The sequence below is a fragment of the Nostoc linckia z4 genome, from assembly GCF_002608075.1.
Taxonomy (GTDB): Bacteria; Cyanobacteriota; Cyanobacteriia; order Cyanobacteriales; family Nostocaceae; genus Nostoc; species Nostoc linckia.
Window position 1 is genome coordinate 60,874 of sequence record NZ_LAHA01000028.1, and the last position, 25,701, is coordinate 86,574.

At 40.4% G+C, this 25,701-nt stretch carries 30 protein-coding genes; 12 read left to right on the forward strand and 18 right to left on the reverse strand.

Going from position 1 to position 25,701, the window contains the following annotated elements; translation table 11 throughout:
• Window positions 1-64: 64 nt before the first annotated feature.
• The 3 genes from VF06_RS21550 (at window position 65) to VF06_RS21560 (ending at window position 1,574) form a co-directional block, all read left to right on the forward strand.
• Complete coding sequence (locus VF06_RS21550) at window positions 65-247, forward strand: hypothetical protein (protein ID WP_099069569.1); 183 nt, start codon at window positions 65-67, stop codon at window positions 245-247.
• Window positions 248-948: 701 nt separating this feature from the next.
• Window positions 949-1,296, forward strand: a complete 348-nt coding sequence (locus VF06_RS21555) for a hypothetical protein (RefSeq protein ID WP_099069570.1) — start codon at window positions 949-951, stop codon at window positions 1,294-1,296.
• On the forward strand, window positions 1,284-1,574 hold the full coding sequence (locus tag VF06_RS21560; protein ID WP_099069571.1) for a type II toxin-antitoxin system RelE/ParE family toxin: 291 nt from the start codon (window positions 1,284-1,286) through the stop codon (window positions 1,572-1,574). The genes VF06_RS21555 and VF06_RS21560 overlap by 13 nt, the downstream gene beginning before the upstream one ends.
• A gap of 118 nt (window positions 1,575-1,692) precedes the next feature.
• Here VF06_RS21560 and VF06_RS21565 read toward each other — a convergent pair whose 3' ends face one another.
• Window positions 1,693-2,526, reverse strand: coding sequence for an FAD-binding domain-containing protein (locus VF06_RS21565; protein ID WP_099069572.1), 834 nt, complete (start codon window positions 2,524-2,526; stop codon window positions 1,693-1,695).
• 181 nt (window positions 2,527-2,707) lie between these two features.
• Between VF06_RS21565 and bcp the strand changes: the two genes are divergently transcribed.
• The 6 genes from bcp (at window position 2,708) to VF06_RS21595 (ending at window position 6,587) form a co-directional block, all read left to right on the forward strand.
• Entirely contained in the window at window positions 2,708-3,187 is a 480-nt protein-coding gene (gene bcp / locus VF06_RS21570) for a thioredoxin-dependent thiol peroxidase (protein WP_099069600.1), read from the forward strand.
• Between the two features lie 46 nt (window positions 3,188-3,233).
• Window positions 3,234-3,623: a hypothetical protein gene (locus VF06_RS21575; RefSeq protein ID WP_099069573.1), complete on the forward strand. Its 390-nt coding sequence runs from the start codon at window positions 3,234-3,236 to the stop codon at window positions 3,621-3,623.
• A 3-nt stretch (window positions 3,624-3,626) separates the two neighbouring features.
• Window positions 3,627-4,022, forward strand: coding sequence for a hypothetical protein (locus VF06_RS21580; RefSeq protein ID WP_099069574.1), 396 nt, complete (start codon window positions 3,627-3,629; stop codon window positions 4,020-4,022).
• Between the two features lie 27 nt (window positions 4,023-4,049).
• Window positions 4,050-4,706, forward strand: coding sequence for a type I restriction endonuclease (locus VF06_RS21585; protein WP_099069575.1), 657 nt, complete (start codon window positions 4,050-4,052; stop codon window positions 4,704-4,706).
• Window positions 4,707-4,781: 75 nt separating this feature from the next.
• Window positions 4,782-5,408, forward strand: coding sequence for a type I restriction endonuclease (locus VF06_RS21590; RefSeq protein WP_099069576.1), 627 nt, complete (start codon window positions 4,782-4,784; stop codon window positions 5,406-5,408).
• A gap of 3 nt (window positions 5,409-5,411) precedes the next feature.
• Entirely contained in the window at window positions 5,412-6,587 is a 1,176-nt protein-coding gene (locus VF06_RS21595; protein ID WP_099069577.1) for a cysteine desulfurase family protein, read from the forward strand.
• Between the two features lie 105 nt (window positions 6,588-6,692).
• On the opposite strand, the gene VF06_RS21600 is transcribed toward VF06_RS21595, so the two are convergent.
• Complete coding sequence (locus VF06_RS21600) at window positions 6,693-7,649, reverse strand: aldo/keto reductase (RefSeq protein WP_099069578.1); 957 nt, start codon at window positions 7,647-7,649, stop codon at window positions 6,693-6,695.
• Between the two features lie 240 nt (window positions 7,650-7,889).
• On the opposite strand from VF06_RS21600, the gene VF06_RS21605 reads away from it, so the two are divergent.
• Window positions 7,890-8,630, forward strand: a complete 741-nt coding sequence (locus tag VF06_RS21605; RefSeq protein WP_099069579.1) for an SDR family oxidoreductase — start codon at window positions 7,890-7,892, stop codon at window positions 8,628-8,630.
• A gap of 151 nt (window positions 8,631-8,781) precedes the next feature.
• Here the strand turns inward: VF06_RS21605 and VF06_RS21610 are convergent, their stop codons facing one another.
• The 4 genes from VF06_RS21610 to VF06_RS21630 form a co-directional block, all read right to left on the reverse strand.
• The gene (locus VF06_RS21610; RefSeq protein WP_099069580.1) at window positions 8,782-9,828 is read right to left on the reverse strand and encodes a cyanophycinase; all 1,047 of its coding nucleotides are present in this window, start codon (window positions 9,826-9,828) and stop codon (window positions 8,782-8,784) included.
• 581 nt (window positions 9,829-10,409) lie between these two features.
• Window positions 10,410-11,312: a DUF1350 family protein gene (locus VF06_RS21620; protein ID WP_099069582.1), complete on the reverse strand. Its 903-nt coding sequence runs from the start codon at window positions 11,310-11,312 to the stop codon at window positions 10,410-10,412.
• A 145-nt stretch (window positions 11,313-11,457) separates the two neighbouring features.
• Window positions 11,458-12,018: a hypothetical protein gene (locus VF06_RS21625; RefSeq protein WP_099069583.1), complete on the reverse strand. Its 561-nt coding sequence runs from the start codon at window positions 12,016-12,018 to the stop codon at window positions 11,458-11,460.
• 365 nt (window positions 12,019-12,383) lie between these two features.
• On the reverse strand, window positions 12,384-13,865 hold the full coding sequence (locus VF06_RS21630; protein WP_099069601.1) for a site-2 protease family protein: 1,482 nt from the start codon (window positions 13,863-13,865) through the stop codon (window positions 12,384-12,386).
• Between the two features lie 460 nt (window positions 13,866-14,325).
• Here VF06_RS21630 and VF06_RS21635 point away from each other — a divergent pair, with 460 nt between their 5' ends.
• Both VF06_RS21635 and VF06_RS21640 read left to right on the forward strand, forming a co-directional pair.
• The gene (locus tag VF06_RS21635; RefSeq protein ID WP_099069584.1) at window positions 14,326-14,766 is read left to right on the forward strand and encodes a peptidase inhibitor family I36 protein; all 441 of its coding nucleotides are present in this window, start codon (window positions 14,326-14,328) and stop codon (window positions 14,764-14,766) included.
• A 462-nt stretch (window positions 14,767-15,228) separates the two neighbouring features.
• Window positions 15,229-15,615 (forward strand): DUF4280 domain-containing protein, encoded by a 387-nt coding sequence (locus VF06_RS21640; protein WP_099069585.1) that lies wholly within the window; start codon window positions 15,229-15,231, stop codon window positions 15,613-15,615.
• A gap of 71 nt (window positions 15,616-15,686) precedes the next feature.
• On the opposite strand, the gene VF06_RS21645 is transcribed toward VF06_RS21640, so the two are convergent.
• From VF06_RS21645 to VF06_RS21705, 12 genes are all read right to left on the reverse strand, one after another.
• Complete coding sequence (locus VF06_RS21645) at window positions 15,687-16,481, reverse strand: lipoate--protein ligase family protein (RefSeq protein ID WP_218963850.1); 795 nt, start codon at window positions 16,479-16,481, stop codon at window positions 15,687-15,689.
• Between the two features lie 135 nt (window positions 16,482-16,616).
• Entirely contained in the window at window positions 16,617-17,858 is a 1,242-nt protein-coding gene (coaBC, locus tag VF06_RS21650) for a bifunctional phosphopantothenoylcysteine decarboxylase/phosphopantothenate--cysteine ligase CoaBC (RefSeq protein WP_099069587.1), read from the reverse strand.
• Window positions 17,859-17,958: 100 nt separating this feature from the next.
• The gene (gene isiD / locus VF06_RS21655) at window positions 17,959-18,171 is read right to left on the reverse strand and encodes a protein IsiD (protein ID WP_099069588.1); all 213 of its coding nucleotides are present in this window, start codon (window positions 18,169-18,171) and stop codon (window positions 17,959-17,961) included.
• Between the two features lie 406 nt (window positions 18,172-18,577).
• Complete coding sequence (locus VF06_RS21660; protein ID WP_099069589.1) at window positions 18,578-19,201, reverse strand: alpha/beta hydrolase; 624 nt, start codon at window positions 19,199-19,201, stop codon at window positions 18,578-18,580.
• Window positions 19,202-19,293: 92 nt separating this feature from the next.
• Window positions 19,294-19,713, reverse strand: coding sequence for an SDR family NAD(P)-dependent oxidoreductase (locus VF06_RS21665; RefSeq protein WP_306474312.1), 420 nt, complete (start codon window positions 19,711-19,713; stop codon window positions 19,294-19,296).
• Between the two features lie 15 nt (window positions 19,714-19,728).
• Window positions 19,729-20,136, reverse strand: coding sequence for a hypothetical protein (locus tag VF06_RS21670; RefSeq protein WP_099069590.1), 408 nt, complete (start codon window positions 20,134-20,136; stop codon window positions 19,729-19,731).
• Between the two features lie 195 nt (window positions 20,137-20,331).
• On the reverse strand, window positions 20,332-20,691 hold the full coding sequence (locus tag VF06_RS21680; protein WP_099069592.1) for a hypothetical protein: 360 nt from the start codon (window positions 20,689-20,691) through the stop codon (window positions 20,332-20,334).
• Between the two features lie 72 nt (window positions 20,692-20,763).
• Window positions 20,764-21,234 (reverse strand): hypothetical protein, encoded by a 471-nt coding sequence (locus VF06_RS21685; protein WP_099069593.1) that lies wholly within the window; start codon window positions 21,232-21,234, stop codon window positions 20,764-20,766.
• A 5-nt stretch (window positions 21,235-21,239) separates the two neighbouring features.
• Complete coding sequence (locus tag VF06_RS21690; protein ID WP_099069594.1) at window positions 21,240-21,470, reverse strand: hypothetical protein; 231 nt, start codon at window positions 21,468-21,470, stop codon at window positions 21,240-21,242.
• Window positions 21,470-22,057 (reverse strand): hypothetical protein, encoded by a 588-nt coding sequence (locus tag VF06_RS21695; RefSeq protein ID WP_099069595.1) that lies wholly within the window; start codon window positions 22,055-22,057, stop codon window positions 21,470-21,472. The genes VF06_RS21690 and VF06_RS21695 overlap by 1 nt, the downstream gene beginning before the upstream one ends.
• Before the next feature lie 103 nt (window positions 22,058-22,160).
• Entirely contained in the window at window positions 22,161-22,985 is an 825-nt protein-coding gene (locus VF06_RS21700) for a hypothetical protein (protein WP_099069596.1), read from the reverse strand.
• Between the two features lie 2 nt (window positions 22,986-22,987).
• Window positions 22,988-25,648, reverse strand: a complete 2,661-nt coding sequence (locus VF06_RS21705; RefSeq protein WP_099069597.1) for an AAA family ATPase — start codon at window positions 25,646-25,648, stop codon at window positions 22,988-22,990.
• Window positions 25,649-25,701 lie beyond the last annotated feature (53 nt).

The window sequence follows — 25,701 nt, forward strand, 5'->3', positions numbered from 1 at the left end:
TGTTGACTGTTGACAGTTAACACTCTTTCGTGGAATATTTTTTTACTTGGAAGCCCCTCATATCATGAATGATAAAGCAAAAGCTTCTTTTGAAAAAGTCAAAGTTTATTTGAGTTGCAAAAAACACCACAATGAGAAAGCAAAACCTACTTTTGCTTGCGGAAAACACCAAAATGAGAAAGTAAAACCTGCTTTTGCTTGCGGAAAACACCAAAATGAGAAAGCAAACTGGGGTTTGAGAAAGTAAAACTTACTTTTGCTTGCGGAAAACACCAAAATGAGAAAGCAAACTGGGTTTTGAAAAAGTAAAACCCGCTTTTGCTTGCGGAAAACACTAAAATGAGAAAGTAAAAGCTTGTTTTGAGAAAGTAAAACCTGCTTTAGAGAAAGCAATTAGAGCTTTTGCTGATTGAATTTCTTGAAAATATCAAGTTTAGATAAAATTCTTGAAAAAATTACCGATAAATACTGATTATTTTTTATCAAAGTAATTAATAAGTATAAATTTATACATAAAATTATAATAAGAAAGACCCCACCAATAGTGAAATAATTTGGCGCAATTGGGCAAATGTTAGTTTCTTAGTCTATTTGCGATCGCACTTTTGCATCTCCATCGTCGTTGGTGTTGCAGCTACGCCATTGGTGTCAACTTGAGCTTAAACGCATGTCACACAGACGTTTTACCCCACCCCTCAATCCCAGGGGAGGTTTTGCGTTAGCAAAGCCGGGGTGGGTTGACTCCGAATTAGTTAGTAATTGAGTAAGTTTGCTCTAACGTCATTACAAGGGTTTTACGTTAAGTTGACACCAATGCAGCTACGCCCGTCCCACACATCGCTGGACTGATTAAAACCTTAAAATCGGCTAATTCCAACATCTAGTCCAGGTTAAAATTAGATATGCATATTGTATTTATAAAAAAGCTACTACAAAAATTAAAAGCTTATGACTGCAAGTAATATTAGGCAGCAAATTTTAGAGCAGCTTAAAACTTTACCTGGAGAAGAGGTGAAAACTCTCGTGTTAACATGGCTCACTGGTTCATCCACTTCTTTAGAAGATTTTGAGAGGTTACTAACAAATCAACTTACTCAAACTACAGAAAAATCATTTGAGTCCGGTGAGATAGACGCAGCATTAAATTTTCAACCTCTTACTGAAGCTCAAATGGTTCAGCAAAGCCAATCTGCTCTCGAAGCATACCGTCGCACAGGCTCAGGAGTAGCCCACGACCGTGTACGCGAATGGGCAGACAGTTTAGGAACAGATCGAGAACGTCCATGTCCCAGATAGTTTGGACAGAAATTGCAATTGAGGACTTAAATCGTCATTACGATTTTGTAAAACTGAATAATCCGGATGCAGCAGCACGCGCAGTACAAGCAATTGTTTCTTCAGGCGAAAGTCTAGAGCAGAATCCTCGTCGAGGTGCGATCGTAGATGAAATAGCAGGCTTACGAAAACTTTTGGTTTCTTTTGGTAAGTACGGCTTTATAATTCACTACGTTATTCTTGAGGATGATATTGTTATTCTACGCGTCTATCACGGGCGAGAGAATCGACCTCGTTAGGCAACTCCAGAAAATAAATTATTGCGCTTGGGGTCGTGTTGACAGTCAACCGTGAACCGTCAACAGTTAACACTCTTCCCTGAAATATTTTTTTTACTCGGAAGTCCCGTAGCTAAATCTACCGCCAACTTTTGCTATTAGGTTGTTTGCTAAATTTTCCTTTGGGAAAAAGTCGCTGTTCTAATTCTTCATAACTACCTTCAAAATCACAATGACCATAAAGCGGACATTTCTGACAATAAATGCCTTTGGTATAACGTTCTAAATTTTCCCGATTAAAAAAATACGGTTTATGACTAAAGGTGCTAGCAACCCACTGCCAAGACATATTATTACTAGCAGGATCGCCATCTAAAAGATGTTGGAGAAACCATTTAGCTCCTGCTTGCCAACGAATGCGTCGCCAATGGACAATGTAAGCGGCTATCCACATCCGTGCATGATTATGTAAATAGCCAGTTTCTCGTAAATCACGGCTGAAGCTGTCAATACAAACTCTACCTGTAGTTGCTTGTTTGATATCTGGCGGTAATTCCGGCGCATATTCAGCCACGGTGTAACCAGTTTTATATTCTTCCTGGTCTTTCCAAATTCCATCCCCTAACTTTATATACAACCGTTGCCAATAATCGCGCCAGCCCAACTCGTTGATTAACTTAGTAGCATCATTTTGGTGCTGTACCCGGTCGAGGACAAAATCTCGAATTTCTCGCAAACTCAAAACGCCATAGCGGATGTAAGGCGAAAGTCGGGTGACTGCACCTGTGAAAAAATTACGTGTTTGTGCGTAGCGTACTGCGTCGATTTTTTGCAGTGCTTTTTGTGCTGTTTTGCGTCCTCCCACAGTTTCGCTGATGTGGTCATCCCGTTTTGTTGCACTTGGGAATTGTTCGGACAGGTAAGCTACCAACTCATCGCGGTTGGCAAATTCGCGTCGCATATCTTTAGACATTTGAATTCTCAAGGGTGGGAATGAACAAATTAAAAATACCAGTAGGCTAAATCATTATTATGGCGGATTAACACAAGAGACGTTAAATAGCAACGTCTCTACATCTGAATTCATTGTTGATTAATGAAAAGCGATCGCCTAACCTATGTACAATTCTAAAGCGAATTCTCACAGTACAATCATGAGCAACATTCCCCAAATCGGACAACCAGCACCAGATTTTTCCACACTCGACCAAAATGGTAATCTCACAAGTCTCTCTGACTTCAGCAGTAAATGGGTTGTGCTTTATTTCTACCCCAAAGATGACACCCCAGGCTGTACCACCGAAGCCAAAGATTTTAGCGAATTATATGAAGACTTCAGCGCACTCGAAGCCAAAATTTTAGGTGTAAGTCCAGATTCTGGTAAATCCCATTGTAAATTTATCAGCAAACATAACTTGTCCATTACCCTCCTAAGCGACCCCGAACATATTTTGATAGAAGCTTATGGTGGTTGGCGCTTAAAGAAGTTTATGGGTAAAGAATATATGGGTGTGGCTCGCTCAACTTTTTTGATTTCACCTGATAGAATTATTGCCTATACTTGGCCAAATGTGAAAACCAAAGGTCACGCTCAAGCGGTTTTAACTAAATTACGAGAATTAGTAGGCACATAAATGGAACTGATGCAAACATATTGTATTTTTAGTAACAAAGCAAGATGTGAGTAGCCTATTTGAGCAAGCTATTACTGATGCCCTGAACTCAGCTAATCCTCAAAAAGTTCTGGAAGGCCAAGTAGCTAATGCTATCATCCAAGCAGAGTTTAATTTAGTTAGTTTCAATAAAGTAGTTGGTCTCAATGGCGAAATTGGTGAAATCGATGTAGAAACCAGTAACGCTATCATCGAAGTAACAACTCAAACTGCTCGTAAGTTAAAGCAAATTCAAAAATTAATATCGAATCCAGACTTAAATCCTTTGAAAAAGCCTGTTATCCTCTACGCGCCTAATTATAAAATAACTCCGGCTCAAGATATCATCGCTACCGGAAGTTATGTAGTTCGCGCTAAAGATGAATTATTAGAATTATTATTCCAACTAGGAGCATAAACGATGCCAGAATCTATTTCTCTAATTTCTAGTGCTAAGATTGAGCCAGCAGAATTTTTGGCTTTTTTGGAATATTCCGACGTATTACTACATCCAGATAAAATATATGATGGGCGGATTTCTAGAGTAAATAGCCATGTTTGGATTGTTTTAGATAACACCGAATTAAAAAACTTTAGTACTGATGAAATTGAACTGATAACCCAGAAGCTTAGAGCTAAGCCGGAGACTCATATTCTACTTGATGTCAGCAAAACTCCAGGAAGTGAACAACTAGCATTTGAGTTTGCGTGTAAGTTTGCCAAAAAATGGTCTTGTGTTATCTATGATTCAAGTCAAAGAGTCTACTCAACACAGGAATTATTAGGATTATGCCAAACAGAACTAGGTTTTGTTTAGATAGTAGTATATGCAGTTGAATTAATTATGGTTCAAGTTATCCAAGCTCAAAATGCCACTCTCGCATACTTAAAGAAAAAATTTGCTTTACAACAGTCTGAAGACGAGCAATTTTTTACAGAGTGGCTTAATAATTTACCTGAAATTTCCGAATTAGAAAAGCAATACTTAGACCGAGTTCAAACTAACTACCTCAATTTTTTAGAAAACGCTCCTCTTTTGGAAGATGCAGTAAAATTAGTAGTATTGTCTCCCCTGCTTGATTTAGCTGGTTTTTATCTTCCTCCTTTTTATATTGCAACAGAAGAAAGTATAGAAATTAGCGAAGAAATTATTATTGATGAGAGAGAAAGCACTGAAGAAACTAAAGAAATTATTAAAGGTAGAATTGATGTTCTTGTTCTACAGGATAAGTTATGGTTACTGATAATTGAATCTAAAAGATCTAATTTTTCTTTGGCAAAAGCAATTACTCAAGCATTAATTTATATGTTGGCGAATCCTCAGTCTAATTATCCTGTATATTCATTAGTACTTAATGGAGAGGATTTTCAATTTATAAAATTGATTCAAGAAGATAAACCAATGTATGCATTATCTGAGAGGTTTACTTTATATAGACGTGAAAACGAATTATACAAAGTTTTAAGTATCTTAAAAAAAATAGGCCAAATTTTAATGTAATTATTTTTCTTGTTTTCATCTTAGTTCAAAAGATAATAAGGTCATAATATTTATACTGCATCTTTTAATGAAATTATGGTTCAATTTATCCAAGCACAAAATGTCGGGCTTGCCTATTTAGAGGAAAAATTTAGTCTACAGCTAGCTGAAGATGACGCATTCTTCACAGAATGGTTTGAAAATTTACCAGAAATGACAGATTCAGAAAAACAAGAACTAGACAAAGTAAAACTTCATTTTCTCCGTTTAGTCAAGTATCCTCCTTTGTCAGAAGAAACGGTTAAATTAGTCGTTTTATCGCCTTTACTCAATTTAGCTGGATTTTATGACGAGCCTTTTTATATAAGAGGCGAACAATCAATAGAAATTTCTGCCGAAGATGAAGAAGAAATTATTAGAGGGCGAATTGATGTTTTAGTTATTCAAGAACAATTTTGGGTGTTAGTGATTGAATCTAAAAGGTCTAGTTTTTCTCTTTTAGAAGCTGTACCTCAAGCACTTGCTTATATGCTGGCTAATCCAAGTCAAGATAAACCTAGTTTTGGATTAGTGACAAATGGTAGTGATTTTATTTTTTTGAAACTGACTAAACAAAATCAGCCAAGGTATGCTATATCTGACCAATTTACACTTTTGAAACGAAAAAGTGAACTTTATCAAGTTCTAAGTATATTAAAAAATTTGAGTCAAATTTTGAGTTAATTTATGTCTATTCGCCCTATCTACCTTGATTGCCACGCTACTACACCTGTAGATGAACGGGTATTGGCAGCTATGCTTCCTTACTTTACAGAAAAGTTTGGTAACCCAGCCAGTATTAGTCATGTTTATGGTTGGGAAGCGGAAGCCGCTGTTAAACAAACACGAGAAATATTAGCAGCAGCAATTAACGCTACTCCCGAAGAAATTGTTTTTACTAGTGGTGCAACAGAAGCGAATAATTTAGCAATTAAAGGTGTTGCCGAAGCTTATTTTCAAAAAGGTCAGCATATTATTACAGTTGCTACTGAACATAGTGCAGTTCTTGACCCTTGTAATTATCTTAAAACTCTGGGTTTTGAAATCACTATATTACCAGTTAAAAAAAATGGATTAATTGATTTAAATGAATTAGAAAAAGCCTTCCGTCCAGAGACGATTTTGGTATCGGTGATGGCTGCAAATAACGAAATTGGTGTATTGCAACCATTGGCAGAAATTGGGGAAATGTGCCATACTCACCAAATTATTTTTCACAGCGACGCCGCCCAAGCTATTGGTAAAATTCCCTTGGACGTGCAAGCAATGAAAATTGACTTAATATCGCTCACCGCACATAAAGTATACGGCCCCAAGGGCATCGGAGCGCTATATGTCCGCAGACGTAACCCCAGAGTACAACTAGCTCCACAGCAGCACGGAGGTGGACATGAGCGGGGAATGCGTTCTGGCACATTGTATACACCGCAAATTGTCGGCTTCGGCAAAGCCGTAGAAATTGCTTTGGCACAACAAGCCACAGAAACACAACGCCTCACCGAACTTCGGCAAAAACTGTGGGAACAACTTTCGCAACTTTCAGGAATTCATCTCAACGGACATCCCCAAGCGCGATTAGCCGGAAATTTGAACATCAGCGTCGAGGGAGTAGATGGAGCCGCATTGTTGTTAGGATTGCAGCCAGTAGTGGCAGTATCTTCTGGTTCCGCTTGCTCCTCAACAAACACCGCACCCTCCCATGTTCTCACAGCCCTGGGACATTCCCAAAAGCTAGCTTACGCATCGATACGATTTGGTATTGGCAGGTTTAACACACAACAAGAAATTGATATTGTAGCCAAACACGCGATCGCCACCATTCAAAGTTTGCGTAATTCCGCTTTTGTGAGTTTGGGGAGTTAGGAGTTAGGAGTTAAGAGTTGGGAGTTAGGAGTTAGGAGTTAAGAATTATTCTCCTTGTCTCCTTGTCTCCCCCATCTCCCCATCCCCCCATCTCCCCATTCCCTTCTACGGATTCTCGCGGATGAAAGCTTCTATTTCATCTAATTCTTGCTGATTGAGCCTAAGTTCGCCAGCACCGATGATTCCTTCCACCTGCTGGGGATTGCGTCCGCCAACGATCGCCGCAGTCACCGCCGGATTGTTTAAAGTCCAAGCGATCGCCACTTCACCAGGGGAACGGCCGTGTTGTTCGCCAATATTTTTCAACACTTCCACCAGCTTCAGATTCCGAGATAGACGCGGTTCTTGGAATTCACTGCTGTTCTTGCGCCAATCATCATTTGGGAAATTGGCAACCCGCTCAGGTGTCATTTTTCCTGTAAGCAACCCAGATTGCATCGGTGAATAAACAATTACACCGATGTTATTTTCTTTGCAGAAAGGCAAAATCTCGTTTTCAACATTAGGTTTGACTAGTGAATAAGGCGGTTGCAATGAAGTGACTGGCGCAATGTTCTGGGCGCGTTGCAACTGTTGGACATTAAAGTTTGAAACCCCGATATAGCGAACCTTACCTTCATCTTTTAGCTTGGCAAGAGTTGTCCACCCTTCTTCAATTTCTGAATCTGGGTTCGGCCAATGGATTTGGTAAAGGTCGATGGTTTCAATATCCAATCGACGCAGACTGGCTTCAACTTCCCGCTGTATAGAATCAGCTTTGAGGCTGTTACCAATTTTGCCCTTTTCATCCCAGATCATCGAGCATTTAGTAAAAATGTAAGGGCGATCGGATCTACCTTTGAGCGCCTTGGCAACAACCTCCTCCGAATGTCCCAGACCATAGATAGCTGCGGTGTCAATCCAATTCACACCGAGGTCAAGAGCGCGATTGATGGCTGCGATCGATTCTTCGTCGTCCTGCGCTCCCCAACCAAAAGTCCAGTCACCTCCACCGATCGCCCAAGCACCAAAGCCAATCGGAGTAATCTGAAGCTCCGAATTCCCAAGCTGTTTGGTTTGCATATCTAATTCTCTCCAAGAATTTTTCAGTCAATTAGTAGTTTAGGCTGCCAATATTGTCTTCACTGCTATCTTAAGTATGAATAACTACCAGTCTTAATTCATCCCACCCCTAAAAGGGTATGAGATTTTATGTTGACTGTTAACCGTCAACAGTCAACAATATTGTGTTAACAACATACTACATATACACTAGAGTGGCTCAAAAATATTAGCATTTGCCAGTTGAATACAGAGAATAGTATGTCAGAAGATTTAAAAGGCAAAATTGCACTCATTACAGGTGCAAACAAAGGTATTGGCTATGAAATCGCACGTCAATTAGGTTCTAGGGGTGCTACCGTCCTTGTTGGTTCCAGAGACTTCGGACGGGGTGAAGAAGCAGCAAACAAACTTCGTTTAAACGATATCAATGCCAAAGCAGTTCAACTGGATGTAGTAGACCAAAAAACAATCGACTCTACAGCTGAACAAATCGAGAACGAATTCGGAAAACTCGATATCTTGGTAAACAATGCCGGGATACTAAGTGATGGCGATCGCCTTCCACCCAGTCAAGTTGACATTCAAACACTGCGACACACTTATGAGACAAACGTCTTTGGAGTATTTGCAGTCACAAAAGCCCTATTGCCACTTTTGAAAAAGTCAACAGCAGGGCGAATAGTAAATATATCAAGTAGCTTAGGTTCTCTGACTTTAAACTCCGACCCAAATTTTGAGTTCGCTCATTTTAAGCTTATTGCCTATAATTCATCAAAAACAGCACTCAACGCCCTCACAGTTTTATTTGCTGCTGAATTGAAAGATACCCCAATCAAAGTCAACGCCGCCGATCCTGGTTACACAGCAACCGACATCAATCAAAATCAAGCTCATCGCACCGTCCAACAGGGAGCCATAGCGGCAGTCAAACTTGCTACCCTCCCTGAAGATGGTTCTACCGGAGGGTTTTTTGACGAAAATGGCCTAGTTCCCTGGTAACGGGCATTGGGCAAACAGGGTATGGGGAAAGGGAAAGGGGTAAGGGGAAAAGGGGAAAGATTAAATTTATTCCTTTTCCCTTTAACCTTTAACCTTTTCCCCTACCTCCCCATCTCCCCATCTCCCCATCTCCCCATCCTCCATGCCCCAATCAGTAAGGATTTGAATCAATCCGTCCCCTTTTAACACTCCTGAGATAGTATCCAGAAGTTGGTCTGTTTTTCAAGTTGAAGGTGTCGCCACGGGGAACTCTCCAAATTTTATAGTTGGAAAATGTCAAAGGCGATCGCGGTTCGCATACTTCCGGTGTATGGTCGCCTAGTACAAAGTACGCTGCACCTCTACCTATAACTTTCACCAAACCATATTTATCCACAACAACCGACGTACTTTCACTAACTGCAATACCCAAAACACTACTAGATACACCATCCTTAATTTGACGGGCAATAAAAGCCATAATTCGACCCATTCTTTCTCGTCTGTCGAAGTGTGTATCTACGATGGTTCCTTTCAAATAATTCCAGTTAAAAAAGTTGTAAGTAAAGGTAATGTCTCGATAAGGATCTTCTAGTGCATCTCTAGTTTCAATGCCTTTTTCAGAAGAAGCACAAGCATCGTAGACATACTCACCTTGAATCATTGCACCTGCACTAGTGCCGCCAACACCACCTCCCTTCAGATAAACTGACTTAACAGCAGCTTCCAACTTCGTGTCTTTCCAACTGCGAACGTATTGGCATTGGTCGCCGCCAGCAAAGAAAATTACATCAGCATTTCTGACTTTTTCCGCAATCTCAGCTTTGTTTGCTTCTTGGCGATTGCTAACAATCAGAGTTTCCACAGAGTTTACGCCTTTCATTGCAGAAATTAGCCGATTGTAATCATGATTACCATAGGTGCGGATGACAACAACATTGACTTTGGTAGCAGAGTTATTACCTCCCCTAACTTCGTTAATCATCCACTGGATAGCATCGTCCACATCGGGGCCTCCTCCACCCAAACTCAAAACCGGGCCAGCCAAGGAAGGAGAACGCACGTTGACAGAGGGGGAAGGATGGACATCAATAATATCGCCTAAGAAATAGCGTTTCCAGTTTGCTATAAAACGGGTTATGAGTAAGATTCCCATTTTAAACAACTTGATTACTCTACTCTTCAAGCGCCTTGATACATTTGGGAATGCCTTTGTCATACTAAACTTCTAATGCAAACTCCAATTATTACTAGGCTGCTACGCATTTGAATTACTCATTTACTCCTGAATCTTGTCCTTAGTCATTAATCATTTGTTCTTTATAAACATCCTCTTGCAAAAGTAACTTTTGCAAGAGGGGGTAAAGGGGAAAGGTTAATGGTTCGACAAGCTCACCAACCGGGAAAAGGGTTTTTATTTGCCCTTTACCCTTTACCCCTTACCCTTTTTCCCACTTCTCTTAGAAGTCTAATGACCAATGGCAAAGGACAGTTGAAAGTATTTGAGACGTGCATTAGCTTAACTTTCGCATCAGAAGATGTGAAATTCCAGCGTACAGGACTTGTACTGTTTTTTCACACAAAATAATGCAGATTAATTAATTTTTATCTGCTTTTTTTGTTACAAAATTCCGATTATAGAAATCAAATTTGATTTGAAAAACTGCTCATAGAGACTCTTAACAGTAGACCTCTTGTTTTTGAGATAACGCCACCTCAGTCAGTATGCAAATCAAAATAGGATATCCTAACCTAATTAGGTTATTTTCTGGGTGTTTTTTCTTTAATTCCTAGATGAGATTATCGATGTTGAAGTTCATCAAAGAAATTTACGATCGCTGTACCTAAATTTTCAATGTAAATACTAAGCGGTTCAAAATGCCATCCTTGTAATTCTTTATACAAATAAGGTCGAAAACGTCTCTGTTTAATCTGTTCTACCAAGAAATCTACATCATCTTCGGCAATACCATCCAAGTTAAAAGAAATAATGCCTGTTAAATTAAAAAGTTCTTTGCTAGAACGAATCAAGCATTCAGTTTGTTTCTGATTGGGATTAGTCCAGGGATTTGATATTCTCCATTTCGATTTGATAAATCTGACTGTATTACTAATTTCTGGTGCTAGCAGAACAGAGGGTTGATTTCTGATGAAAACCTGACTACTCGATTTTGTTTGAGGTACTAATTGATGAATCGCTGCTTCAGATATTTGCCGAGCGGGTTCTATTGAGTTAATTTCGTTGATGAGTTTGTCAAAATCCTTATTTAAGCATTTTTGGAGAATTTGCGATCGCTGTTTTGGATCGTTGCTCAAAATCTCTAAAAGAACGATGTATTTACATCCCAAGCTATGACCTAGCCATAAGTAGTTATTAGGATTTAAGTATATATTCAAAACGTTATCAGGTTGATGTTCTTGTTTTAAGAATTTGATAATTTCAACCTTGAGATTATATTGTTCTTTTAGTAACTTAAGAGAAACTTTCCAATGATTAAATTGAAGCAGATTTAAAGGAAACCGATATAAAATTAGGGAATATCCTTGAGCAAATAGATACTCATGAAGATATTTATATGCCCAAGTAGGAAAAGATCCAAAAATAAAGCTACCAATAAATTGGATAATTCCTTTAGGATTGGGATGTAGTGCTACCTGAGTGTGCGATAGATTTATAAAGTTTGGTTGAGTATTATCCGACATTATTTGAGTATTTTTAATTTGGTTTATTTAAATATCAATTGTCAGAATGTTTCTAGGACGGGTTAAAAACCCATCCTAGAATAAATGATTGGAGATTTTTGTAATTTAAAGTCTCTAATAACAGCTAGTTAATTTCCAACTATAGTTAAACACCTTTAGTCAACTCAAATAAGGATTTTCCTGTAGCTGTAGGCAATGCATATGCAACCTCACCTAACTTAGAACTATCTTCTCCAAAAAAAGTCCCTCTATGCTCAGGAGTGATTAATAACTGAGTAGATTGAGGAGTTGAACCTGAACTGAGGAATATCTCGACATAACCCCGAAGCTCAAAGTTTGCAGCCTTTAATATAGCGAGGTCAGCGATATTCGGTTGCACAATTAATAAACCTGTATCGTATGCATTAAGGGGAATTGTAAAACGTGTCTTTGTTGTCTTTTTGTCATCCTCTGTAAAGACTCTACTTACTGGATCATTTTGACCTGTAGTGTCTAGAAAAGAGGCGATTTTTGTAAGATCTAGTCCGGGTGTTTTAGCTGTAAATACAACAGATAGATACAGAAAGTCACTGGTAATATTGGAAATACTGAGAAAATATCCCTGGACAATCTTGCGAGCTAATGACTTAAGTTCAGGTACTGTATCTGTAATTTTTTTAGGAAGTTGGGGCTTAAGAAGAAGTTCAAATGTTGAAATAACAGCCATTAGTGTTACTCTCATTGAGTGATTTGTATAAGAATATATATATTTAAGATAAATCCAGAGGTATAGTACCCACGCGGGTGATTTTTACTTAAATGTTTTCCTGTATGCTCGTTTAGAGGCGATTGTGGCCCGTTGAACTCCAAAGTTAAGCGCCACTGGTAGTGGCGCTTAACGTCTGCAAAGCTAACGCTTTAGTAGCATACGGTATGGTAAAAAATCTTGGTCAAGCCTGTTGGAAGAAGTTCTAACGGTGAATGAAGAATCCCCTGCCTTTACTAATAGATGAGCGTTCGCGCAGCGTGTCGTCAGACAAGCGATATCTATTCAGGCAGGGGAGTGTCAATTATTGTTTACCATGCGTAGCACTATCCTATTCCCAAACGCCCAGCCAAGCCAGGAGTCAGGGGTAAAAGAGTAGTAATCATCAAAAATAAAGCCAAAAGACCCAAAGCGGCTCTAGCGTCATCGGGTTCACTGATTTCATTCAAGCTGGGGCGTTCTAAATCTCGTTGCAAGAAGAAAATCACGAATGCCCAGTACATAGCCAGAACATTACCGAGAGATACTAGCACCAGTAAAATTAAAGTTGCTACAGTTGCTCTTTGTGCGGTTTTGCGTCCATAAATTGCCTGGACAATACGGCCGCCATCTAGTTGTCCTGCGGGCATTAAGTTCAAAGCGGTAATTACTAACCCCAACCAACCAATCACCACTAGGGGATGAACGCTGACTAAAGGTGACTGTAAGGCAGAACCAAGGACAACCCGCGCCAAGCTTCCCACTAAAATTGAACCTTGGAAAAACTGATTTGGCAGTTGAAATAAGCTACCAGGGTGAGAAAGCAGCAAGCCAATAATCAGCATTGCCAAAGCAACGATACCGCCTGCGGCTGGCCCTGCCAAGGCAATATCAAACAATACCTTGCGGTTGGGCAATAGGGACTCAAAGCGGGTAATTGCACCAAAGGAGCCAATTTGCACAGCAGGTAGAAAGAACGGCCAGCTCAGGCGGATTTGGTGACGGCGAGCCAGCAACCAATGACCGATTTCATGAGCTACTAAAATCGCAAATATACCCGCACCTATGGGTAAAGCTTCTGTAAACCGTCCGGGACTGGTAAAGAAATCAAAATTTAACAGTAATCCCGCAGCTTCTAAATTTGTGGCGATGGTCGCTACCAACAGAATACCCGCAAAAACTTTTTGCGATAACTGCATTGGTCGGGGATCGTTGCGACTGGGCAAAACAATTACTACTGGTCTAGTGTCTGTATTTTCCACTAAAAATAAGCGATAGCGATCGCCTAGTCGTTCTCGCAAACTAGCGCTCAAACGGTTGTGAATTTCTTCTGGTTCTCCGCGCAAATTGCCTTTAAAAATCGCTCCGTCTTGGTAGGGGATGGTTTCTGTAGCGAAAAATGTATCGATACCAAAAATACCTTTAATTGCATTCAAGTCATCTTCTGGTATCGGTGGAATCTGGGGTTTAAGTTCTATAACTGTTGGTTGTGGGGAATTTTCTTCAGCCAAGGACTCAGCAGCTAGTCTTTGGGTTGCCCGTTGCTTGAGTATGGCATCTTGCCCAGCTTTGCGTAACTGGCTGCCCAAGTAGATGTACAATCCAGCAGAAGCCACCACTAAGAACAATATACCTGCTATGTTGATGTAAATGCCTGTGGCAAACAATCCAAAAAACAATAGCCACGGAGTCATCAACACCACCGACTGTAACCAGGCCAAGATTCCTAGCTTGCCAAAAGGTCTGGCGCGATAAAAGCCCCACCCCAAAATGCCTAAAGCTACTAGCAGAATTGCCGCCAAGATAGAAGTTTCTGATAAAGTAGACATTTCCAAACCTTTGCTATTGAGACTAAGCCAGAACAAATCCGGTATTGCAGACACACTTATTAATGTATAACGTCCTCTGTCCTCTGCCCAAATTATCTGACTTGGCGTCAGCTAGGAAAAAGCGCAGGTATTGTACGTTGTTCTCAGCATAAATAGTTACATTTAGCTGTTGATGGCTTAGTAGTTGCTCTAATCGTCCGAACCCTAAACAAAGACAAGTAAATTATCTATTTTTTACGCCTCTGCTAACAAGCGTTCGTCAAAGACGTTGGCGCAGCGCTTGTTTTTCTGCTTTGTCTGGATTTATTATTCTTTTTGTCAATGCGTAAGTTCTAGTGGGTTAAGTGCGAAAGGTGGGAAAGGTAGTGAATTTAGTATAACAAGTTGACTAGGCTGTTCATAAGTTGTAAGTTGGTTGCTATTAAATACTTTATGCAAAATTACGCATTTTTTAAAACCAATGAAAACAACACTACTATCAGGGTTAACTGTAACGATAACTGCTGCAATTGTTACAATTCCTAGCGGGATAAGACCCAATGTAGCTAACGCCCAATTCCAACTACCTATACTAGCTAATTGTCCACAAAACAGTGTTTGTGCTTGGAGCGAGAGAAACTTTGTTGGTAATCGTTTAGTTGTAAGCCCACTTAGGACTGAGACGAATGAGGTAGGTAATAAAATATGTATTTTTCCTGGTAACGCCCTTTCACCCGGTGGTTCTCTGTTTTTTACCACAAAACTCAAACGCTCAATAAGAAATAACACTCCATGTGATATTAAATTATACATAGAAGACAACATCGGTGATGAATCAGCTATAACCACCATTTCTCCAAACACTCAACAGGATGACAGTGGAGAATTTCGCTCTATAGGCGGAGGTTTTCGCAGTAGATAAAGTTAGTTATCACGACGATAAATTTCACTCCTCAACCCCATTCAAGTGGGTTTTTTATTATCAGGACTTACGCAAAATCGCCAAAAAGCTTAATTTATATAACCGCGAAGTAAATTTTTACTCCTTTTTCATGAATCAATTTCCGTAATAAACGATTGTGACAGTTAAGGGTGCGGAATGTGGGTTAAAAAGAATTGGCTTTCTACATATTTACTAAATAACCTCAAGTTTTGGAATAGGCGATACTTACGGTGAGCTACGTTAACGCATTTCATAAAGCGATCTTAAATGAGTTGTGAAAATGCGCGATGTCCAGATCCCCAACTTCTTGAAGAAGTTGGGGATCTGGCAGCCCCGCAAAATTAAGTTGACATTTTATTCTTGAGTTTATGCAATACAACCTAATGAATGCTACGCTACATTATCCAGGTAAGTGTATCTTGATGTGTGGAAGGGGAAATTATGGCTCTGCAAGTATGTTCCGGGGCAAGCCTCAAGTGTAGCTTTGGTGCAGCACCAAGTTCTTTGGTAGTTCTGCCCATTAATCGGGTATTGACTGGTACACCAGATGCCAACATTTTGGATAATAAGCCAATGGTGAATATTATGCCTTTTGGCATGTGTTCGTCTTTAGCCAATCCAACAGTTGCATCCGCCACAGCAGCAGCTTCTGGGGTGTTGACGCCCATGCCTTGTATACCAGTAATCCCCGCACCCTGGGCACCCGGTTCGCCTACCGTTTTGATTGCTAACAGTCCAGCACTGAATAATACATCTAAATTGATGTGTGCGTGGGCGGGTGTAATTGAGGTGGTATACGCTGGTCAATCAACTGTGTTTATTCCCTAAAATAATTTTAGATTTTAGATTTTAGATTTTAGATTTTGGAATCAGGCAGAAGTAAAAAGTTAAAAGGCAAATTACTTTTTACTTTTTAATATGCCCGATCGCACTTCATAAAGCGATCGCAATTTGAGGATATCTTGCCATTCTTGCTCTGTGAATGGTTGGGTAACTAATTCTATACCAAAATACTGTTTTGCTGTCTTTGTCAATGTATCTACAATCTTGACTATCCAGCTATCCTGTTCCTCTGTTTTACAAAACGAGGTATTCCAAGGAGCCGGTTGTTGAAAGATTTCTTCAAATAAACCTTTGTCTGTGGACAAAATCATTGAGCCGTGTTGCAGAATTGTATTTCTTCCCTTGCGTTGGGCGCTACCGATGAATTTACTGCCATCAGGGGTAATCAAGTCTGCGGCTGTTGCTGTGTTGAAGCAACTGGGATTGTGAATGTAACCCCGTCCAGCAGAACCATAATCTAATTCAACACCCAAGGTTTGCCAGCCTTGAATCAAAAAGTTACAGATGTTTTCATAAATACCCCAGCTTTTTGCTGTACTGGCTCTTGTAATCAAGGCGTAGGTTAAATCTCCTTGATGGAGAACGGCTCTACCTCCTGTTGGGCGACGAACTACATCGAGTTGCTGTCCTTGATAAATCAGATTGTGCCATTGGGGAGGCCATTGTTTTTGCAGATGTCCGAGGGAGAGTGCGTAGGGAGACCAAGTATAAAAACGCAACGTAGGCGGATGTTGTCCCTCTTCGCATTGCTTAAACAACCAAGCATCAATGGCCATTTGCACTCCTCCTGATGTCTGAAGCATTGGGATGAAACGCCAGGTAGATGGTGATTCGGTTGCTAGTTGTCTCATAGGTTGGGGACTGGGGACTGGGGACTAGGGACTGGGGACTGGCAAAATATTCCAAAATTTGCTGTGGGTAAGAGCAGAATTCCATAATTTTTACGAGTGAAAACCCAATCCCCAATCCCCAATCCCCAGTCCCTTTTACGATTCGCTGCTGAGAAAATCAAATAATTGATGCGCCATTTCTAATTTAGAACAAGGTGCGATCGCCACTTGCCGCCCTTGTGTATCTAAAAATATTGCTTCATTGTTATCGCTGCCAAAACCACTATCTGCCCGGTCGATGGGGTTCGCAACGATGGCATCTAATTTTTTCTTCTGTAATTTTTCTAACGCAGGATTGACAATATCACCAGTTTGTGCTGCAAAGCCAATTAATATTTGATGCGACTGTTTGAGTTGTGCTAATCGAGCGACAATATCGGGTACGGGTTCCAAGGGTAAAGCTTCGGGGAGCGATCGCTTGGGCAATTTTTCTGTACTATAATCTCTGGGCTTGACATCTGCCACTGCTGCTGACATGACAATGATATCAGCGTTGGCTAAATACTCTACCATCGCGTGGTGCATTTCCTCGGCACTCGTCACAGGAATTGCTTGGACTCCCAAAGGTGCTTGCCAATTAGCTGGTGTATGCACCAGAGTCACCCTTGCCCCTCGGTGCAGTGCTGCCTGGGCAATGGCTAATCCCATTTTACCTGTGGAAGGATTGCCAATAAACCTTACTGGGTCGAGATATTCTCGCGTTCCTCCGGCGCTAACTAATACTCGTTTACCTATTAAATCTCGTTTGCCTTGGGTGTGTAACAGCGATTGAATGTAAGTTAAGATTTCTGGGGGTTCTGCCATCCTCCCAGCACCGACGCGATCGCAAGCTAATAAACCCGATGCTGTATTCATTCCATGATATCGGCTATCGATGGACAACTGTTGCCAATTTCGCTGCACCGATAGTTGTTCCCACATATCCGTATTCATCGCTGGTGCTAACAACACCGGACAAGTAGAAGCCAGTACGGTATTTGTGAGTAAATTATCAGCCATACCGTAGGCTAATTTTGCTAATGTGTTAGCTGTCAAGGGAGCAATTACCATCACATCTGCCCATTCACCCAACTCAATGTGCAACGGACGAGAGTAAGTTGGTTGCCAAAAATCATCATCTGTGTATGCTTGATGGCGAGATAGGGTGGCCACAGTCAAAGGTGTAATAAATTGCTGTGCCGAACGGGTGAGAATGACTCGCACTTCCACCCCAGTTTTAAACAACGTTGAAATCAATTCACAAACTTTATAGGCGGCGATACCGCCACCTATAGCAACTAAAACCCTGCTCAATTTTGGATTTTGGATTTTGGATTTTGGATCTATGGGAGATTGCATTGGTATTTTCGGATTAAGCAAGTGATACATTAACCCTGATAATCTTTGATTCTAGCTAGTTGACCCCAATCTAAAATCTAAAATCTAAAATCTAAAATTGCTACGCTTCATCGTAGGGTTCCAAGTCTAACAGATAAATGTAGGGTTCCACTAACTCTGGACGCTGAAATGCAATCGCTCGTAGTAGATGCCAATCATTTAAACCCTCAAAAGCATTACTGTAATTATCCAGCTCCAGACGAGAAGCTAGCTGTTCTACTTCTGCCGCAGTCATAGCAGCAATTTCTTTTCTGGAAATGCTTAGAGTTGTCATAATGCTTGCCCCTCCCTTATGCACGCATTCGCCTTCAGCATGGGTGAAGTTGCTTTATATTGCAGCCTCCCAATATATATTACTCATTACAGGTCATTGATTTCGTGAAATTTTTCCGCATTTATACCAGAATTTATAAAAAAATCGTAATCTTGACCATGCCTTCAGGGGGAACAGGCAACAGGGAACAGGGAAAAGAAGAAAAAGTAGCCCCGAAAAAGGACTTCTAAATAAAAAAATAATCAATCGTTTTGGTAAGCAGTTCTTGGGGAGGGGAGGCTTTTCAGGCAAGGGGAGAAATTGGATAGTGGCGTTGGATGGAGGAATTGAGTGTAGTTATTCTTGGGCGTCCTAAATTTATTTAAACCGATTTCCCTGTTGCCTGTTGCCCGTTAAGAGTTCCCTTTTAATCAGCAAGTGTGTTGCTCGCGAAGTTCCGTAACACATTTAACGTTTGTGGATCTATTTCATGCCCCGTGTCAAATTCGTGGTACTCTACAGCAACTCCCAAAGATCCTAGAGTTTCTCGTGCTTTCCATGCGGCTTGCAGGGGCACAACTTCGTCATTTCTGCCGTGGGTAATTAAAGTCGGGGGAATTTCACCGCTAGCTGCGGCGATGGCATCAGGATGTAAATACCCACTCATGACAACTAAACCCGCTAGGGGCAATTTCGATCCTACATCCAAAGTCATTGCCCCGCCTTGAGAAAATCCACTCAAAATTGTCCGTGACAAAGGTACACCAGTACTGGCTTCTAAGGATTGCAACAATTCAATAAGCAATTGCCGACTTTGTGTCAATCCTTGATACATATTTTCCACTCTCAAATCGTACCATGCTCTGCCGATGGGTGAGTAAGGATACGGGAAAGGTGCATTCGGTAATACAAACTGATAATTCGGTAAATTAATATAAGGTAGCAAAGATGAGACATCTTCAGCATTAGCACCCCAACCATGCAAAGTCACAATTAAACCTGCCGGTGGTTGAGAATTGGCTGTGGGAACATTGATAAATTGTAAAGACAGAGGTTTACTCCTAAAATGTGACTCTTTGAGTAGATTCTATCTTTTGAAGTAGACTTACGTATCAGGAACCGGATGCTGCTTCTACAGAGTTTTTACCAAGGTACTGCTTCACCAAGGTGAAAAAAGCCGCCACTCGGCCCATCATCAGCAAGCATCGCTAACTCAACGCCGGTTTTCGCTCCTTGTGGGATATCTATCATTGCACCTTCACCACCTAATTCAGTTTTCACCCAACCTGGATGAGCGCTATTAATTTTTACAGGAGTATTGCGTAACTCATGGGCTAAATGGATGGTAAAGGCGTTGACTGCTGCTTTAGAAGCATTGTAAGCAAATGGTTTGGAGTCATAAATTGGTGAATCAGGAGTAGCATGAAGTGTTAATGAGCCTTCGATACTAGATATATTGACAATTCGACCGCTAGGACTTTTTAAAATTAACGGTAGGAGTACTTGAGTCAGTTCCACCAAGCCAAAAAAATTGGTATTGAATGTCTGTCGAATAATGTCTATTGAATCCCCAGTGACCTAACTGCGATCGCGTTCGTACTCCTGTGCAGTTTCGTACTCACGCTGAAACTCTTCTAGAGCTTCCACTCTTTTAAATAGCTGGTCTCTCTGTGAAGTATTGACCATTTCTAGTTCGCTGATTTTACTGGCTACTTGCTTAATCATCAAAAACAATACGTTTTTATCAAGACTAGAAAGTGTCTCAGCGTCTACCAACAAACTGTTTAAAGCTTCACTTGTAGATGTAGTGCATTCTAGAAAATTACCAATAACCTTAAAATCCCAAGTTTCACCATTGACATCTTGGGGATGAATGTAGAAGCTATACTGATTGTTTTGGTCTTTTTGGACTCTAAGCCTAAAATCTATTGCTTTTCCATCGTGTAACTGAAAATAATTTTCTAGTGTAAACCTACTACTAATCATGCTCAACCTTGAAAAGTTAATAAAAGAGTTAGGGAATCTTGGCGAATACTTACTATCTCTACTATCAACCTTTATAGCCTATTACGATGATTTGTACGGCTATCCTTGGGGACGAATTCAATTAATAGGAATACTGTGCTTAGGATTCGGTTTTTACCTTGGGCTAATTAATTTGATTCTTGAATCCCCAGTGAGTTAATTCTCGTTTTCGTCTTCATCAGGGTCAGCAACCGGCTGGGAGCGAACAATAAAGCCAGTTTGTTTTTCTAAATGGCGTTGGATGTCAATAATGTGGAAGTTAAGCCGACTGGATTTATGCTTAATCATCTGTTTCAACCCACGGGCAACATCTGATTGCCATTCCTTCCGGACTACATAATCAGTTTTATGTGCAGATAAATCCATCTGAATTAAATGAATTTCTTTTCTAAATTCATCTGAAGCTTTATCAATTTCTCGATAGATTGCTGCTTCCATGTGGCTAATGCGATAAACAATCGCAACTAGCGCAAATATTCCTAAAATCAAGTCTACAGAGTTTTTTAAATCAATCATTGTATGCAATGGGCATAAACAGCGGTTATTAATTGTAAATAAAAGCAAAATATTGATAAGAATTTGGACTCATTAAAGGGCATCGATTTTAGATTCAACGCGCAAGACATCATCTTTAACAGATTCGACTAATTCAGTTAGATTATCAGTGATTTGTCCTGTAAATTCATAAATTGTTAATTGCAGATTTCGCAACCAATAAGCATCAGATAAGACCAACTCATAATTGCTAGCGAAAGTTGGCAGGATTAACAACTTAGAACGATTCAGAAACAAGCTAAAAGTAGCAATTTCTGATTTTTGACCATTAACACCAGCATTAGGGAAGGCTTGAGATGCCCTTAAATTCCCCGCCCATTTCCATTGTTTTCCCGCTGGGATAGTAGAAACTGTTTTTGCTATCAAAATCTTGCTGCTAAAAGTAATCGGGACTTCAAATGCAGGGAGTGGATAGTACCCCCCTAAAGGCGTTGCTTGCACAGCTTCTTTATATTCTTGATATGCCAAAGACCAGTTTTGGGAATTATTTAACTCACCTGCCATTCCCTTTACAGTATTCCTGCTGTTGTTAAATTGGCTTCAACTTGCAAGAGATACTCATCAACATTCACACCACAAAGTTCTAGAATGTCACAAAAATCTTCTAAAGATAATTTCCCTTGAGCAAATTGTATTTTTGCGAGATTTGCACATTCTAATTGCTTAATTAGGTACGAGCATTCTTCAAGGCTCATCCCTGGCGTGGTAATAATTTGTAGTCCGAGTATCTCGTTAATCATTAGCGGTAAATCTCCGGCTTAAAACTAACACCTTTATTGCCACTAGCAGCAGCTACAGCCGCAGCAATCGCAGCTTTAACCTCTGAATATGACGGATCATCGGTGCTACGACCGAACGGGTATGTATATGAAGCACCCGCTTTTGATTTATACGTATCGCCAGTGATTTTTGATGTTTTGGTGGTGGCAGTCGTCCCGGTGACATTTTTGACTGTAGCCCTGGCAGGGGTAAAACCATTCACCTTGGTTAAATTGGTAATTCCCTCTGGCGTGGTATCTATATTTAGCTCGGCAGCGGAAAGCCCAGCAGCGGTGAAATTGGTAATCGCTCTTTGAGAAATGTCTACCAAAAAACTATTAGTGTTAGCAGCCGGTAAAGCAAAAGGCTTAAGAGCTGCTGCTGCTATATCGCCAGGATTGCTGGTAGTAGACCTTGTATAGGTGATCATTCGCTTCCCGGCTTTATAATCCTGGAATTGTCGCAATTGTGAGCCAGAGGGCGCGTCAGGAATTTCTGTAGTGTCGTTAGCACCTGGGGGGCGTAGATATTTTAATGCCGCGTTGAGGTTGTTAAATCTTTTACCCATGTTATTACTGGTGTTTAAAGTATCTGTTTAGGTTCTAGCATCTCCAAAACGCAGAAAAGCGTAAGACGACAAGTTAACTATCCGTTGAGAAAAACGTAGTATTTTAGCTGCCTCCAATCCTCTGAATGACCGACTTTAACCCTACGTCAGCCATAGCAACTAGGTTGATCGCGTTTGCTCTGCCGTGGATCAGAAGTTGGGCATAGCGAAAGCTGACATCAACTCGTGGTCTTTGTACGGGTTTTTTGATAGTAGAGCCGTAGACTAAATGGGTTCCAGGGTTTAATGAGTAGGAGCGATCATGCTCGATGTATTGTTGGTTATCGTCACTAAATGGATGCCCTTGTATGTCTAATATTTTTTTTGTGACTCTTACTCCTTCTGTTTTAGATTTAACCAATAGGCGCAAATCATAGCCACGTTCTACATCTTGATAGGTGTATTTGTACCATCCTTTTTCCCATACAAAGATAGGATTAGTGAATTCTCGTTTAATTGCACTTGCTAAAACTTCCGCTTTTGCTCTGCTGATAGTTGCGGAAGTTTCATTCATTAACCTAAATGTTATTTCTCCTCTAGCTGGAGAATTTCTATCAGTCATGTCAGCGTCGGATCGCTCTTTAAAAAAAAGTTTTATTTGAGGTTTAAAGGTAACATCTCGCTGTAGTTCTTGAACTGGAATCCCATAAATAGGAGCTTGCACAGACTGTAATCTTCCTGCCGTTACTTCAAATAGCCACATTCTCATCATGGTCATGGTTGCTGTATCACCATCTTTCATGGTGCAAGCTACCCTTAAAGAAGATTTTGGAGTTTCCAAGCTATCAGCAGGTGTTTTGTTAAAATACTGATTTACTGCTTTGTTATGCCAGCGTCTTACAGTGTCTTGTAGATGTTCCCATTCGTTAAAGTTCTCCGGTAAAGGCATAATTATTCATCTGTCTCCAAGTCCAAATCAATCATTTCTAGTCCAGCGCTAGCAAGTTTCGCTGTTGTTTCAGTTGTCTTCAATTGCTCTGGTTCAGGCGATTCCTTGCCCTTGTTAGCTGGTGTCGAATCATCTTTAATAGCATTAGTTAATTCAGTCGTAGCGTTAGTTAATTCCGTCGTTGCGTTGATAATGTCTAATGGGGCTTGAGTCACCTGTTGAATTGTTGATGCTCCATTCTGTAAATTTTCTAAAAATTGAGTAACACGATTGAATTTTGGCTGGGGATTCATCCAGCCATAAGCACTTTCTAAAACTTCTCCAGATTTTCTGAGTGCGTTTCCAATTTTGGCAACCTTGCCCGCTGTCATCTCTAATCCGGTAAGGATTGTTGATGCCAATCCTTGAAAAGTATTCAAGACATTAACAGACGCTTGATAAATTCTATTAGCCTTCGACCAGGCTTCTTTCAATTGAACATAATTATCGGCTCCTATCGCACCTTTAATTAAATTTTCAATTGAACTACTAATAACAGAACCGATATCAAAAGTGCTTCCATCTTCCTTCTTTAAACCTATTAATTGAAGGACGTTATTTATCGCTCCGATTAACGTCTGTCCTATATCGTTTGACAACATCAAAGCATTGTGGATGGTTGCAGCAAGAATCAAAATATTCAACACTCTATCGAGATGCATCCACTCAGCAAATCTCGACAACTTCCCGCCGATACCTCCGGGGAGTTGAGCGCCAAGTCTTTCTAGAATTGTTGCTTGCCCTTGCAACAATGCAGTGTTAGCACCTGCGTTGTAAGCATTTAAAAGATTGGCTGCGTTAGTGTTGTTGTTGTTTATGATATTCGCTGCATTATCATCTAAAGCTCTCCTCATACATCCACCTGGCTGGGTGGTTCGACACGTTCCTGTTGCGGCTGCTTGCTCGATTTGAGGAATTGTCGGAATATCCGGCCTAATTGCCGCTGCTGCTAATGCTGGGATGAAAGGAAGTTTATCAAGTATTTGGTCTAGCTTTGGTAACGCTGCACTGTTCACTTTTTCTTGTTCCTTGAGTTTAGTGTCAAGTTTTGTAATATCCGCTTTGGTAGTATCAATATCGCGGTCAAGCTGTTGTACGTCCCCCTTTAACAAACCTAGTGAGCGTTTATTGTCTTGCTGGAATTCCTCAAACCGTTGGTTAGATGTCAACTCACTTTGACGTTTGAAATCTGCTAGTTTCTGGTCGAATTGTTTGGATAAATTTGATTGTTCAAGCCCAAGAATTCCTAGCGCTTTATCATTCTCTCTCTTGAATTCTTGGAACCTCTGCTCAGAAGATAAATTATTTAATCTATTAAAATCTGCTAATTTTTTATCAAAGTCTTTGCTGAGATTGGAAATTTCTAAATCTTTAATACCAAGAGCCTTATTATTGTCAGTGACAAATCTATTAAATTTATCATCTAGCTGTTGCTGCAACGGTGCGAGATTTGGCACTCCTTTATTACGTGCCTCGTTCATCGCCGCATCAGCTTTGTTGTCTACAGAATTGACAAACTTACCCAAATTACTTACAGCATTGGCTAGTACTGGTATTTGAGAAACTTGTGCTTGAAGTCCATAAATATTGTTGCTTAGATTCCCAACCTGGGATTGTAGGGGAGCGACCAAAGATTTAGCCGCAGCAATGGCACTAGCCGTAACGCTGCTTGTATCAATGTTCTGTGGCTTAATTGCCGATACCTGGGCTTTCGTCGCTGCTAAATCTGATTGCAATTTTGATATTGTGGTGTTTACAGATTTCTGAAAAGCATCTGAGACGCTGTTGTTGAATTTTGATATTTGAACATTAATAGATTGAATCTTGGCATCAAAATTTAGTCGTTGCTCAGTTATTTTGGCTTCAATTACTACTTTATTCTGTCGTGCTTCGTAAAGTGCATCATTGCCAATTTTACGGGCTGCTTCAGCTAATCCCGTAACTATTTTTCGTCCTTCACGAGTTTCATACAGTGCATCATTGGCTTGTTTTTTAGCCGCCGTTACTTCCTGCCCAATTTTCTCTGCCTGCTTATTTAAGCGTGCATAGTCTTTAGCATTTGTGTTTAGCTCTCTATCGAACTTGTCAATTTTTGATTGAATTTGTTTTAATTTCAGACCATTCTGTACTGCTATCTGATTCGTTTTTGTAAGGTCATTACTAATAGCGTCTAAGTTATCAAAAGTTCTGCTACTAATGAATTCTTGCAAGTAGGTTAATGCTACAACACCAATGGCGGCAAAAATTCCAAGAATACCACCTACCCTCGCAGCTTTGTCAAATTGGTCGCTGCCGGGAATTTTTTTAAATAAAAGGTCTTGTACTTTTTTTAGATTGTCAGAGAGTTTCTTTGTTGCATCAGCAGTTTCCTTTGCTTTAGTAGCAGCTTGTGTAGTCTTCTTGATAGCTTTGAGTTCATCAAGCAGCCCCTTCTGCTCGTTCAGGGCGTTTGTGAGTTTTGAGAGATTCCTGAAGTCTTTTGAACTAAACTGAGTCAATCCCTTTGTTGCATTAGGAATATTCCAGTTCCCCTTAATGCTGGTACTAAAAGTGCGAACATATTTACCTGCGTGCGTAAGATTATCTTTTAAAACGGCTGTGCTTGGTGTGCTTGGAATACTCACTTACCGCCACCTCCAAATACGCTAGTGACAGCAGTGACAGCTTTTAAGACCAC

What these genes read in the sequence shown, in the direction of transcription:
- VF06_RS21585 (WP_099069575.1), top strand. Translation starts at nt 4,050, where the DNA reads ATGGTTCAAGTTATCCAAGCTCAAAATGCCACTCTCGCATACTTAAAG.
- VF06_RS21680 (WP_099069592.1), bottom strand. Translation starts at nt 20,691, where the DNA reads ATGATTGATTTAAAAAACTCTGTAGACTTGATTTTAGGAATATTTGCG.
- VF06_RS21695 (WP_099069595.1), bottom strand. Translation starts at nt 22,057, where the DNA reads ATGGGTAAAAGATTTAACAACCTCAACGCGGCATTAAAATATCTACGC.
- VF06_RS21690 (WP_099069594.1), bottom strand. Translation starts at nt 21,470, where the DNA reads ATGATTAACGAGATACTCGGACTACAAATTATTACCACGCCAGGGATG.
- isiD (WP_099069588.1), bottom strand. Translation starts at nt 18,171, where the DNA reads ATGACAACTCTAAGCATTTCCAGAAAAGAAATTGCTGCTATGACTGCG.
- VF06_RS21590 (WP_099069576.1), top strand. Translation starts at nt 4,782, where the DNA reads ATGGTTCAATTTATCCAAGCACAAAATGTCGGGCTTGCCTATTTAGAG.
- VF06_RS21595 (WP_099069577.1), top strand. Translation starts at nt 5,412, where the DNA reads ATGTCTATTCGCCCTATCTACCTTGATTGCCACGCTACTACACCTGTA.
- VF06_RS21625 (WP_099069583.1), bottom strand. Translation starts at nt 12,018, where the DNA reads ATGGCTGTTATTTCAACATTTGAACTTCTTCTTAAGCCCCAACTTCCT.
- VF06_RS21640 (WP_099069585.1), top strand. Translation starts at nt 15,229, where the DNA reads ATGGCTCTGCAAGTATGTTCCGGGGCAAGCCTCAAGTGTAGCTTTGGT.
- VF06_RS21610 (WP_099069580.1), bottom strand. Translation starts at nt 9,828, where the DNA reads ATGACAAAGGCATTCCCAAATGTATCAAGGCGCTTGAAGAGTAGAGTA.
- VF06_RS21560 (WP_099069571.1), top strand. Translation starts at nt 1,284, where the DNA reads ATGTCCCAGATAGTTTGGACAGAAATTGCAATTGAGGACTTAAATCGT.
- VF06_RS21685 (WP_099069593.1), bottom strand. Translation starts at nt 21,234, where the DNA reads ATGGCAGGTGAGTTAAATAATTCCCAAAACTGGTCTTTGGCATATCAA.
- VF06_RS21555 (WP_099069570.1), top strand. Translation starts at nt 949, where the DNA reads ATGACTGCAAGTAATATTAGGCAGCAAATTTTAGAGCAGCTTAAAACT.
- VF06_RS21620 (WP_099069582.1), bottom strand. Translation starts at nt 11,312, where the DNA reads ATGTCGGATAATACTCAACCAAACTTTATAAATCTATCGCACACTCAG.
- VF06_RS21600 (WP_099069578.1), bottom strand. Translation starts at nt 7,649, where the DNA reads ATGCAAACCAAACAGCTTGGGAATTCGGAGCTTCAGATTACTCCGATT.
- VF06_RS21605 (WP_099069579.1), top strand. Translation starts at nt 7,890, where the DNA reads ATGTCAGAAGATTTAAAAGGCAAAATTGCACTCATTACAGGTGCAAAC.
- VF06_RS21565 (WP_099069572.1), bottom strand. Translation starts at nt 2,526, where the DNA reads ATGTCTAAAGATATGCGACGCGAATTTGCCAACCGCGATGAGTTGGTA.
- VF06_RS21630 (WP_099069601.1), bottom strand. Translation starts at nt 13,865, where the DNA reads ATGTCTACTTTATCAGAAACTTCTATCTTGGCGGCAATTCTGCTAGTA.
- VF06_RS21670 (WP_099069590.1), bottom strand. Translation starts at nt 20,136, where the DNA reads ATGATTAGTAGTAGGTTTACACTAGAAAATTATTTTCAGTTACACGAT.
- VF06_RS21645 (WP_218963850.1), bottom strand. Translation starts at nt 16,481, where the DNA reads ATGAGACAACTAGCAACCGAATCACCATCTACCTGGCGTTTCATCCCA.
- VF06_RS21700 (WP_099069596.1), bottom strand. Translation starts at nt 22,985, where the DNA reads ATGCCTTTACCGGAGAACTTTAACGAATGGGAACATCTACAAGACACT.
- VF06_RS21580 (WP_099069574.1), top strand. Translation starts at nt 3,627, where the DNA reads ATGCCAGAATCTATTTCTCTAATTTCTAGTGCTAAGATTGAGCCAGCA.
- coaBC (WP_099069587.1), bottom strand. Translation starts at nt 17,858, where the DNA reads ATGCAATCTCCCATAGATCCAAAATCCAAAATCCAAAATCCAAAATTG.
- VF06_RS21635 (WP_099069584.1), top strand. Translation starts at nt 14,326, where the DNA reads ATGAAAACAACACTACTATCAGGGTTAACTGTAACGATAACTGCTGCA.
- VF06_RS21550 (WP_099069569.1), top strand. Translation starts at nt 65, where the DNA reads ATGAATGATAAAGCAAAAGCTTCTTTTGAAAAAGTCAAAGTTTATTTG.
- bcp (WP_099069600.1), top strand. Translation starts at nt 2,708, where the DNA reads ATGAGCAACATTCCCCAAATCGGACAACCAGCACCAGATTTTTCCACA.